We start from the raw sequence: 12157 nt of genomic DNA, 5'->3' as shown, positions 1-12157 counted from the left end.
GCGTTGCACGCCTGTTGCTCCGGCAGAGCTCACCGCGGCTCTCCGACATCCGCATGGCGCACTTTCGTTATGCGGTTTTCCGCATCCCTCCGCGCCATCAACGCCTAGAACGCGGCCGGCTCTCGCACCTAATGTGAAAAACGACACGTAAGCCCTGGGAGGGGCGAACGACGTTTGCCGGCATCCGGCCAAAACACCATCGGGGAGAGGGAATGAAGACGCATTCAGAACGGCTGCGGCCGACAATCCTGTGCCATGCGCTCGTGCTGGCGCTGGCGGCAGGCACACCGGGGGCGCTGTTCGCGCAGCAGGCCGACGGCGCAACACCGCAGGCCACGGCATCGACCGACCAGGACGAAGACACCGCCGAACAATCGGCCAATGGCCAGACCAGGACGCTCGATCAGGTCACCGTCACGGGATCGCGCATCAAGCGCGCCGAAGTCGAAGGCCCGGCGCCGGTGACGGTAATCACCGCCGACGATATCGAGAAGCAGGGCTTCAAGACCGTCTTCGACGCGCTGAACACGCTGACCCAGGCCAACGGTACCGTGGTCAACGAATCCACCTTGGCCAGCCAGTCGATCTTCGCGCCCAACGCCAACATCATCAATCTCCGCGGCCTGGGCCCGGGCCGGTCGCTGATCCTGATCAACGGCCGCCGCGTCGCCGAGTACCCGCTGCCCTATGGCGGCCAGAGCAACTTCGTCAATCTGGGCGCGATTCCCAGCAGCGCGGTCGAGCGCATCGAGGTGCTGTCCGGCGGCGCTTCGGCGATCTATGGCTCCGACGCGGTGGCCGGGGTGATGAACATCGTCACCAAGAAGAACTACGAAGGGCTGGAAGCAAAGCTCTACGGAAGCACGACCACACGCGGCGGCGGCGACACCGGCAACCTGCAGATCGTGGGTGGAAAGTCCGGTGACCGCTGGAGCCTGACCTACGCGATGGAATACATGAACCGCGAGGCCATCTTCACCCGCCAGCGCGACTTCATGGATTCGATGCGGGACAGCCCGATCGCCAGCGGTCGCACGCCCTGGGCCAACCTGTACCTGTACGACTTCGACGCGCCCGGCTATGTCAGCGAGATCGCCGACGCCTGCGACCGCTTCTTCGGCCATAGCGTGGTCTACACGACCGCATCCGGCAGCCGCTGCGCGCAGTACGACCGCCTGGCCGATTCCACCATCCGCAGTTCCGACGACAATCTGTCGCTGTACGGCTCCGGCGTGTTCGACATCAGCGAGAACGCGCAGATCTTCATGGATGCGATGTGGTGGCGGTCCAAGGCGCGCTATTCCACCGGCACCCAGTGGTGGTCTCCCTACAACGAGGAAACCGGCTACTACTACTACGACGTTGGCCGCGGCGCGCTGATGGACGCGCTGCGCGTGTTCCAGCCGGAAGAAACCGGTCGCGACGGCTTGATGACCGACAACGACGAGGAATCCTGGAGCATCACCACCGGCATCCGCGGCAGCCTGTTCGACAACCGCTTCGACTACGAACTTTCCTACAGCCATGCCGAGTACGAGACCGACACCCGCACCCCGCGCCTGACCGCCAGCAAGGTCGCCGACTACTTCCTTGGTCCGCGTCTGGGCAACGATCCGGTCTACGACTACTACCCGGCTTACCGGCTGGACTACGACCGCTTCACCACCCCGCTGACGCCGTCGCAGTTCGCGGCGATGTCGGCGACCATCCGGCCACGCGGCTACTCCGAGGCCAGCCAGTTCCAGGCAACCCTGAGCGGCGATCTGTTCGAACTTCCGGCCGGGCCGGTCGGCATGGCCTCGGTGCTGGAATGGGGTTCGCAGGAGTATGAGCTGGTGGCCGATCCGCGCACCCTGCCCAACGCCGACCCCGCCGAGGAAGCCTACAACTGGAACGACACCGGCGGCCGCGGCGCCCGGGACCGCTATGCGCTGGGCCTGGAGTTCAGCGTGCCGATCTTCAGCACCCTGAAGGCGCAGTTGGCGGCGCGCTACGACAAGTATGACGACATCACCGAGGTGGACGGCGCGGTCACCTGGAACGCCGGCCTGGAATGGCGTCCGGTCGACAGCCTGCTGCTGCGCGGCAGCTACGCCACCAGCTTCCGCGCACCGGACATGCACTACGTGTTCGCCGAACCCTCCGGCTACTACATCCAGATCTTCGACGAATACCGCTGCCGCGCCGAGAACAACAACGACGTGCTGGCGGCGGCTTGCCGCGACAACAGCAACACCGACTACTACTACTACACCGAGGGTGGCCGGCGCGGCAACCGCCTGCTGGAGGAAGAGACCTCAAAATCGTGGACCGCCGGTTTCGTCTGGGACATCCTGGACGGATTGTCGGTGCAGGCCGACTACTACAGCATCCAGCTCGACCAGGGCGTCAACGACCTGTCCAACGGCTACGTGCTCAAGCGCGAAGCCGATTGCCGGCTGGGCGTGGATCGCAGCGGCAATCCGGTCGACACCAACTCGCTGCTCTGCCAGACCGCACTGGATTTCGTCCAGCGCCGGCCGTCGCCGACCGATCCCGAAGGCACCGCGGTGACCCTGCTGACGGTCGGGCCGATCAACACCGCCACCGAAAAGACGACCGGCATCGACGCCACCGTCCGCTATCGCTGGGACACCGATCGCCTGGGCCGCTTCAACGTCCTGCTCGGCTGGTCGCACACGCTCAGCTACGAGTTCACCCAGTACGCCGAGGATGGCGTGCTCTACGACCGCGACAACCGCTCCTACAACTGGAACGCCCGCAGCCGGGCCAACCTGTCGGTGAACTGGAATCGCGGCGACTGGGGCGCGAACGTCTACGGCTCGCGGATGGGCTCGATCCCCAGCTACGACCTGGACCGCCGCATCGCGCCCTACCTGCTGTGGAATGCGAACCTGTCGAAGAAGATCACCGACAGGATGTCGGTGACCCTGTTCGTCAACAACGTGTTCGACAAGATCCATCCGCGCGACGACAGCTACGCCGACTACCCGTACTTCTACTGGACTTACAGCCCGATCGGGCGGGAAGTCGGTGCGCAGCTGGCTTACCGGTTCCAGTGATCGGTGTTTCCCCGGGGCCGGCGATGGCCGGCCCCTTCTTTTTTTGCTCCAGAGAAGATCGAATGAAAGATGCCCTTCGCCCACCTGCCGCCACCCGCCGGTCACGCGCGGCCCTGACCTTACTGGCCCTGCTCTCGCCGTTCGTCGCTTCAGCGAGTGATACCGCCCCCGGCGATGCGGACTACCAGCGCTCGCTGCACCTGGGACAGGAATGGATGTACCTGACCCGCGACCTGCCCTTCGCGGCCAAGGCCACCCACGATGGCCGCTTCTACTACCGCAAGACAGTACCCGGCGGTTTCAGCTACGTGATCGTCGACCCGAAGGAGCAGCGCAAACGCCCGGCCTTCGACCAGGCACGCCTGGCGGCGGCGCTGGGCAAGGCCACCGGCGAACGCTACGAGCCGCTGCGGTTGCCGTTCCGCGATTTCGAATTCGCCGACGAAGGCCGCGCCATCAAGATGAAAATCGGCCTGGCCGAGCCGCGGCCATGGCGTTGCGAACTGAAGGACTACACCTGCGCGCGCGACGACGGCACGCCCAGCCGCCCGCGCGGCTGGGGCGTCGTGCGCGACATGACCCAGCCCGCCGACAACGCGCCGCGCCGCTCGCCGGACGGCAAATGGGAAGTCTTCGCGCAGGGCCACGACCTGGTCATCCGCGCGGCCGGTTCACTGGCGCAGCCCGAACCGCTCACCCGCGACGGCCGCGCCGACGCCTTCTACGATCCCGAATCAATCGCGTGGTCGCCCGATTCCCGGCGCCTGGCGGTCTACCGGGTCAAGCCCGGCACCGATCGCCGCGTCACCCGGGTCGAATCCACTCCCCGCAACCAGATCCAGCCACTCGTCCACACCCAGCTGTATCCCAAGCCGGGCGACGAGGTCGACATCGAACGGCCGGTACTGATCGATGTCGATTCGCGCACGGTACGGGTCGTCGACGACGCGCTGTTCCCCAACCCGCTGCAACTGTGGGAGATCCAGTGGCGCAAGGACGGCGAGAGCTTCGCGTTCGAATACATCCAGCGTGGTTTCAAGCAGGTCCGCGTGATCAGCGTCGATGCCGCCAGCGGCCAGGCGCGGGTGGCGGTCAGCGAGGACAGCCCGACCTTCGTCAATGCCTGGAACCTCTATCGCCATGACGTCGGCAAGGACGGCAACGAGGTGCTGTGGATCTCCGAACGCGACGGCTGGCGCCACCTGTACCTGTTCGACGATGCCAGCGGCCAGGTCAAGCGACAGATCACGCGCGGCGAGTGGGTGGTGCGCGACGTGGTCAAGGTCGATGACGACAAGCGCCAGATCTGGTTCACCGCCGGCGGCATGGACGCGGGCAAGGACCCGTATCTTCAGCATTACTTCCGGGTCGACTTCGACGGCGGCAATCTCACCCGCCTGACCCAGGCCGACGCCTGGCACGATGTCGCCTTCTCCAGCGACATGGCCTATTACCTTGATACCTATTCGCGGGTGGATCTGCCGCCGATCTCGGAACTGCGCCGCGCCGACGGCAGCCTGGTGTCGGTGCTCGAACGCGCCGATGTCGGCGCGCTGCGCGCGGCGGGTTGGAAGCCGCCACAGATCTTCGCCGCCAAGGGCCGCGACGGCGCCACTGACATCTGGGGCATCGCGGTGCGTCCACGCGATCACGACCCGTCGAAGCACTATCCGGTCATCGAGTCGATCTACGCCGGGCCACACGGCGCCTTCGTGCCCAAGCGCTTCTGGCCGTTCGACATGGATTCGGGCAGCGACAGCCTGGTACGGATGCAAGCATTGGCGGATCTGGGCTTCATCATCGTCCGCATCGACGGCATGGGCACCACCGGCCGCTCCAAGGCCTTCCATGACGTGGCCTGGCAGAACCTGCAGGACGCCGGTTTCCCGGATCGCATCGCCTGGCACCGCGCGATGGCCGCGACGGATCCGTCCTACGACATCGGCCGGGTCGGCATCCACGGGATGTCGGCGGGCGGGCAGAACACCCTGCACGCGCTGTTGTTCCATCCGGAGTTCTACAAGGCTGGCGTGGCCAGCAACGGCTGCTACGACAACCGCATGGACAAGCTGTGGTGGAACGAGCAGTGGCTGGGCTGGCCGGTCAACGGCAGCTACTCGGCCGCGTCGGGCGTGGAGCACGCCAGCAAGCTGCGCGGCGACCTGCTGCTGATCGTGGGCGAACAGGACGCCAATGTGGATCCCGCCTCGACCCTGCAGGTGGCCGATGCGCTGATTCGCGCCGACAAGGATTTCGAACTGCTGATGATGCCCGGCGCCGGCCATTCGGTGGGACGCTGGTCCGAACCCTTCGACTACGTCCAGCGCCGCCACTACGACTTCTTCATCCGCCACCTCCAGGATCGGCCGACACCGCGCTGGAACTCGGCGTCATCGGCGCCCTGAGCCACGCGCCTGTTTCGCGCGCCGGATGAACGGGCCAACGCGCCCGTTCGCCACGACCGGAAAAAGCGAAGCCCGGCAATGAATGCCGGGCTCTGCAAGCAGCGGCGGAGGGGGAGAGAGGGAGCCTCGTCGCTACGGAGGGAATTTTCCGCTGCCCCGGTTACGGGAACGTTTCACCCAATCGCAAATCCTGTTGCGATCACCACGCGACCGCAACGCCATGGTTGAAATGAACGCGTAGCGTCACGGCTCTATAACTGTGCCCGAGCATGGGAGGGTCCATGTCCACACGCATGCCCCCGCCCACGCACCCGAGCCCCTTGCGGAATCCGCCATGCACAAGCCGTTCCGTGATTACCTGGGTGCTCACGGTGGAAAGAGCCTGGTCTGGCACGCCTACGATCTGCTGTTCGCCTATTTCCTGACCCAGCATCTCCAGTTGCCGCCGCAGACGATGGGGCTGCTGACGATGGCGCTGATGCTGTTCGGCGCGCTGGCCGATCCGGTGGCGGGCTGGTTGATCGGACGCGGCCCGGACGTGCCGCACCGGCTGGTCCGCCTGCAGGCGTGGGGAGCGTTGGTCTCGACGCTCGCGTTCGTGGCGCTGTTCTCGGTGCCACTGCCGTTGTCGCCGGTCGTCCACGCCCTTGGCACCGGGCTGGTGTTCCAGCTCTGTTACAAGCTCTACGACGTTCCCCAGAATGCGCTGACATCGGTGCTCGCGCGCGACCACCGGGAAGTCCTGCAACTTTCGGCCGGGCGCTATTTCCTCAGTGGCGCCGCGCGCATCCTGGTGGCCCTCGCCGCCTATCTGCTGGTCGGCGAACATGCGACGTCGCCTTCCGGCGGACACATCGCGCTGTTCATCGCAGTGCTGTGCGCGCCGGCACTGCTATCCGCCTGGCGACTGGCCCGCGTCGTCCGGAAACAGGTGGACGATTCCGCCAACAGGAATGTCCATGGTGTCGCCGCCCGGATCCGCAGCGGCACTTTTCCGCGCCTGCCGGAGGGCATGGCGATGCTGTTGATCGCCACCTTCGTCAACGCCGGCCTGCTCTCGGTGATGGGCAGGATGATGCCCTACCTGGCATCGCGTTCCGGCGTGCTGATCGCCTTTTCCATCGGCACGCTGGCGCTGCTGCCGCTGTTCCGGCAGCTGGCCTCGCGGCGCGGCGAACATGCGGCGTTCCTGCTGGCCGCCTGCCTGTCCGCGATCGCCTGCCTCGGCCTGTCACGATCGTTCGCGCTGCCGGGTGTTGCCGGGGATATCGGACTGAATGCTTTCGCGTTTCTTTATGGCGGCGGCTCATTCGGCTGCACCATGCTGCTCTGGGGTACAGCCGCCAATCTGATCCATCGCCATCACGATCGGACCGCGATGCGCGCCGACACCTGGTCCTACGGCGTCTACACCTTCGCTTCCAAGCTCGGCATCGCCCTGTCGATGCTGATGCTGGGCCAGGTGCTGGATCCGGCGGTGGCGCGGTCGCCGGCGGCCGATCACGGGCTCGCCCTGGCGCGGGCGGCGGCATTGGCCGCGCTCGGCGCACTCGTCTGCACCATGGTCATCTATCGGACGATGAAGTCGCTGCGCGAATCGCACGCCGGGCGCCCGCGCCCGTCTCCCGTGCTTGAAGCCGTCCCTCAGGGATCCAACGGATCCAGCGGATCCACCTTCGCCGAATCCGGCGAGGGACGGAACGGCACGTCGAATGGCGAGGTGCGCTTGCCGAGCGTGCCCGGCAGGTAGCCCAACTCGGTCCGGTTGCGTTCGGCGAACTCCGCGCCCACCACGTAATCGATATGCTTCGGGTCGCTGAGCACCAGTGCATCGCGATCCGCTGGCGCCTTCATCGCCATCAACAGGCGCGAGGCATTGCGCAGGTTGGTGGTGGTGTGCCGGGCATAGGGTTCGATCACCAGCGCATGCTCCGGAACGCCGTAGCGCTCCACCAGCGCGCGGCGCATCTCGACGGCTTCGACATGGCGGGTTCCGCGCGGGTGGACGGCGGCGCCGCTGAGGATTATGAAAGGCGCCAGTCCGTCGAAATAGCGTTGCGCGGCGACCTTCACGTGCAGCTTGCCGCGCGCGCTCAGCGGCGTCAGCGGATCTTCCGGCCCGGCCCCGAGCACGATGATCGCGGTGTAGCGGTAGCGCGACCAGTCCAGCGTTTTCGCCTGGGCGAAGGCGGCCGCGTTCAGGCCACCCTCGATGGGCTCGAACGCGATCGCGTCGAGCCGGTCGTTGACGTCGATCAGCGCCAGCGCCAGGCCGATGCTGGCGTCCAGCGAGGCGACCGCCTCGCCGCGGCCGACCTCGCTGATCGCCACGGCGGTGGCGACGTCGGCGGCAAGCCGCTGGCTGCCCGCCTCGCCCATCGGTCCGTCGATTCGCGGATAGCGCGAAGCCGCGCCCTTGCCGTAGACATCAAGGATGGAATTGAGTCCGGCCAGCTCGCGGCGGATCGCCTCCGGCGGGCGGTCCGGCGCCGCCAGCGTCGCCATCGCGTCGATCTCCTGGCGGTTCCAGCGCGCGGCGTCGACCTTGCAGGCGGCATCGTCACCGCACTGCGCGAGCCGGCGCTCGCGCGCGGCCAGCAGGGTGCGAACCTCCGTGCCCGCCTGGTCGCGGCGGATCGCGGCGAGCGCCGGGAACAGGCGCTGGCCCAGCGCGGCGGTCATGCCGTCTTCCACAGTCGCGGCGAATCCGGGTTGGGCCACCGCCAGCATCAGGCACAGCAGAGCCGCGATGCGCATCACCAGCTCCGGCTCAGGACCAGGCGGAAGTTGCGCCCGAACAGCGGCCGCCCGTAGATGGCCTCGCTCGAACCCTGCCCGGACAACGCGTCGGTGCGCGTGTTGCCTTCGGTCAGGCCCTCTTCGTTGGTCAGGTTGTCGCCCACCAGTTGCACGCCCCACGGGCCACGCTTCCAGGACACGCCAAAACCGAGGGTTTGATAGGACGGCAGCATCGTGCGGTTGAAGAGATCCACGTAGGCCTTGCCGACCACATCGTAGCGGAGATATGCCTCGATCTGTCCGTCACCGGTGTCGAAGTTCACGGTCGGGCGGATATGTCCGTAGAACTTGGGCTCGCGGACGATCTGGTTGCCGTTCACCGCGCTGGGGTCGGCGCCGGAATTGTTCTGCAGATCCTTGTACTGCGGATCGCTGAAGGTCACCGCGCCCGCCACCGCGAACCAGTCCGTAGCCCGGAACAGGCCGTCGATCTCGACGCCCTTCGATACCGCCGTGCCGATGAAGGGCACCGACTGGTCGTTGCGGCCGGTGGTCGGGTTGTATGCCACGAACGAGGCGTTGAGCGGATCGAACTTGGTGTAGAACGCGGTCAGGTACAGGTACGAGGCCCCGAACGATGCCTTCAGGCCCAGCTCGTACTGATCGGTCGCGGTCTTGACGATGGTCGGATTGATGCTGCGTGCAACGCTGGACTGCGGCGGAATCTCCACATGGGAGGCGCGTGCGTACGCACCCAGTCCCGGGCGGAAGTCGTAGTTCAGGCCCACGGTCCAGTTGGTGACCGACGGGCTGAGGTTGTGGGTCTGGGTGGCGCCGTTGAAGCGGCGGGTGGTGTCGTCGGCCAGGGTGGTCGCATCACCCAGGTTCGCGGCGGCGGTGTCTTCGGCGTAGCCGTCGTAGCTGTACTTCTCGTGGCGGATGCCGCCATCCAGTTTCAGTTTTTCGGTGATTTCCCAGGTGTCGTTGGCGTAGACCGCCAGCATCCGCGCATCCACTTCGCCGGCATTGAGCGTGGTGGTGTAGCGCAGCACGCCGTTGTCGGTGACGTAACCCAGCGGCGCGCCGGCGGCCGAATAGGCGACCAGATCGAGCGTCCTCGGCTTGCCGGACACCTCCAGCAGCATGTCCTGGTAGGCGGTGAACGCGGTGGTGCCGTAGAAGGCGGTGTAGATGCCGAAATTGACCTCGTGCGCGCCCAGGCCGGTCTCGAACCGGCGCGCGGCGCTCAGATCCGCCTGCGCCGAATAGAATTCCGACTCGATCGCGCGGTACTGGGCTGAGATCACCAGGCCGGAAGCGCCATAGGGGTCATAGGCCGCCGTGCCGCGGCTGCCGGCCAGCGCATAGCCCATCCGGGCGACGTCCGGACCGAACGCGGCCCGCGCCCGCTCCAGGTAGCTGTTGGCGAAGGTGTTGCCATCGGCCGGATTGGTCGTCGAATACAGCGCGTCGAAACTCAGCTTGCCCTTGGTGTAGCCGGATTTGAACGAGATGGTCCAGTCACCGGCGGTGTTCTCGTACTGGAAGCCGACGTTGCCGAAGCGCATGTGGCGGCCGTCGGCCAGATCCCGGCGCAGGCCGTGCATCACGCCGGCCGCGTCCAGGTACTTGAGCGAGACGTTGCGCAGCGACGGCGAGTTCATCGTTCCCTCGAAGTAATCCAGGTACGGATTCAGCGACACCGAGGGATTGCGCGGATCGGCGACCGGGATCGGCAGGTAGAACACGTTGTGGTCGTCGACGTAGGTCGCGCTGAACTTCATCCAGCTGTCTTCCATGTAGTGCTTGATGTTGGCGCGCAGCTGGCCGCCCTGGTCGTTCGGGAAACCGTTGTCGCGGTAGCCGTCGTGATGGCGGAGGAATCCGCCCACCGCGTAATAGGTGTCCTCCGACAGCGCGCCGGATTGGTACGCCTCGCCGCGGTACAGCCCGGTGTCGCCCAGGGTCAGCTGCGCCTTGCCACGGGTTTCGTCGCCGCCCTCGACCAGCACGTTGTTGACGATGGCCGCGCCGCCGCTGGCATAGATCGGCGCCGGACCGCCGCGCACGATTTCCACGCGCTGGTTCATGACGTCGAAACGGTGCATGCCCTCGCCGGAGTTGAAGAAGTGCCCGTCGATCTCGTGGAACAGTGGCAGGCCGTCCTGCTGGAACACGATGTAGCCGCGATCGGTCGGTATGCCGCGCAGGCGGGTGATGTTCTGCACCTCGCCGCCGGTGGATTCGACATGGATGCCCGGCACGCTGCCCAGCAGATCCGCGAAGCTCTTCGGCGCCAGCCGCTGCACTTCCTCGGCGGTCAGCGAATTGACCGCGTAGGAGGCGTCGAACCGCCGCTGGGTGCGCGCGGCGCCGGTGACCACGATGGCGTCCAGGGTGTTGGCGTCGGTGTTGCCCGGGCGGGCATCGGCGGGGCGTGCCGGGGTGTCCTGCGCCGCGGACGCCGGGGCGGTATCGGCGGCGGCCGGCGGGTTCTGGGCGAACCCCGGCAGCGCGGTCAGGATGCCGGCCGCGAGGACGGACAGCCTGAAGGCAGAACGACGGGTAAGGCTCGACATGGTGGCTCCGGTGGGGGTGGCGGGGCAAAATATATTCCGCCAAGAAACATACTTGCTGATTGTTTCAGCCGGATTTCATGCTTAATCGCGAATTACTCTGTGTCTTTGACGAAATTCGCCCGTAATATCTTTGTCACTGGAATATAAAGGAATGGTTCCATGTCCATAGCCCTGGGACTGGCGCCCAGCGAGCAGCGCGTGCTCGACCTGCTCCGTTATCGCGGGCCGATGTCCCGCGCGGAGCTGTCGCGCGAATCGGATCTGGCGCCGCCCACCCTGTCGCGACTGATCCAGCAACTGCTCGACCGCGGACTGGTGATCGAAACGGAGAAGGTGCGCGACGGCCAGCGCGGCAAACCCGCGCAGTTGGTGCGGCTGAATCCGCGCGGCGCCTTCGCCGCCGGCATCGCCGTGCAGAGCGAATATCTGGAAGGCTGCATCGTCGACATGGAGGGCGGCGTCTGCGCGAGCGCGAGGCTGCCGCTGCCGACCCTGGCGCCGGATCAGGTGGGCGCGGCGGCCTCGCGCATGCTCGGGCAACTGATCGCCGAGGCCGGCATCGACACGTCCCGGTTGATCGGCGCCGGCGTTTCCATGCCCGGCGTGGCGCTGGGCGCGTACGGTTCCGGCACCCGCCCCGAACGCAACAACGATCTGCCCGACGAATTCGAGGACTGGAAGCCGCTCGATCTGCAGGCGTTCTTCGCCGGAGTGCTGGAACTGCCCTGCTGGCTGGAGAACAGCTCCAAGGCCGTGGCGCTGGCGGAAATGTATTACGGCGAGGGACAACGGCTGGGCAGTTTCGCGGTCATGCATATCGCCTACGGCTTCGGCGGCGGGTTGATCCTCGACCGCCGTCCGTTTCGTGGCGCACGCGGCCACGCCGGCGAATTCGGCGGGCTGTTTCCCTACTCCAGCATCCGCCCCTCGGGCCGCGATCTGCTCGCGTACCTGGGCGAACGCATGGCGCGGCCGCCGCGGCATGTCCGCGACGTGGTGATCGAGGACATTCCCGAACATCTGCTCCACGGGTGGGCCGAGCGGGTCTATCCCTGCATGCACGACCTGTGCAGGTTCCTCACCGTCGCGCTGGATCTGGACGGCATCGTCCTGCACGGCCTGATTCCGGAAAAGCTGCTGCACCTGCTGGCCGATCTCGTGCGCCAGCGCGTGCCGCCGACCCTGCCGCCCGAACTCGTCATGCCCCGCGTCGTGGTCTCGCCCCTGTCCGCTTCCAGCCTGAGCGTCGGCGCCGCCAGCCTGCCGCTGCACTACACCACCGCCGCCACCCCGTAGAGCGGAGCTCGCTCCGCTGCTTTTTTCCACGTTCGAATCCACGAAGCCGAGCAAGCTCGGCTCTACGTAGAGCGGA

At 66.5% G+C, this 12157-nt stretch carries 6 protein-coding genes; 4 read left to right on the top strand and 2 right to left on the bottom strand.

Annotated elements, in window-relative coordinates:
* Positions 1–212: 212 nt before the first annotated feature.
* The 3 genes from ACTJI2_RS19570 (at position 213) to ACTJI2_RS19560 (ending at position 7217) form a co-directional block, all read left to right on the top strand.
* The gene (locus tag ACTJI2_RS19570) at positions 213–3062 is read left to right on the top strand and encodes a TonB-dependent receptor domain-containing protein (protein ID WP_440843074.1); all 2850 of its coding nucleotides are present in this window, start codon (positions 213–215) and stop codon (positions 3060–3062) included.
* Between the two features lie 62 nt (positions 3063–3124).
* On the top strand, positions 3125–5467 hold the full coding sequence (locus tag ACTJI2_RS19565) for a DPP IV N-terminal domain-containing protein (RefSeq protein ID WP_440843073.1): 2343 nt from the start codon (positions 3125–3127) through the stop codon (positions 5465–5467).
* 334 nt (positions 5468–5801) lie between these two features.
* Positions 5802–7217 carry an MFS transporter gene (locus tag ACTJI2_RS19560; RefSeq protein ID WP_440843072.1) on the top strand — a complete coding sequence of 472 codons (1416 nt, stop codon included), beginning with the start codon at positions 5802–5804 and terminating at the stop codon, positions 7215–7217.
* Here the strand turns inward: ACTJI2_RS19560 and ACTJI2_RS19555 are convergent.
* Both ACTJI2_RS19555 and ACTJI2_RS19550 read right to left on the bottom strand, forming a co-directional pair.
* On the bottom strand, positions 7112–8224 hold the full coding sequence (locus ACTJI2_RS19555; RefSeq protein WP_440843071.1) for a YdcF family protein: 1113 nt from the start codon (positions 8222–8224) through the stop codon (positions 7112–7114). The genes ACTJI2_RS19560 and ACTJI2_RS19555 overlap by 106 nt on opposite strands.
* Complete coding sequence (locus tag ACTJI2_RS19550; protein WP_440843070.1) at positions 8224–10785, bottom strand: TonB-dependent receptor; 2562 nt, start codon at positions 10783–10785, stop codon at positions 8224–8226. Before ACTJI2_RS19550 ends, ACTJI2_RS19555 begins: the two co-directional genes overlap by 1 nt.
* A 159-nt stretch (positions 10786–10944) precedes the next feature.
* Between ACTJI2_RS19550 and ACTJI2_RS19545 the strand changes: the two genes are divergently transcribed.
* Entirely contained in the window at positions 10945–12081 is a 1137-nt protein-coding gene (locus tag ACTJI2_RS19545; RefSeq protein WP_440843069.1) for an ROK family transcriptional regulator, read from the top strand.
* The last annotated feature ends 76 nt before the right edge of the window (positions 12082–12157 follow it).

Origin of the sequence: Pseudoxanthomonas sp. 22568, from assembly GCF_052044485.1 — a bacterium.
GTDB classification, from domain to species: domain Bacteria; phylum Pseudomonadota; class Gammaproteobacteria; order Xanthomonadales; family Xanthomonadaceae; genus Pseudoxanthomonas_A; species Pseudoxanthomonas_A beigongshangi.
Note: the sequence above shows the minus strand (reverse complement) of the source record. Positions and strands in the feature narration are given on the sequence as shown.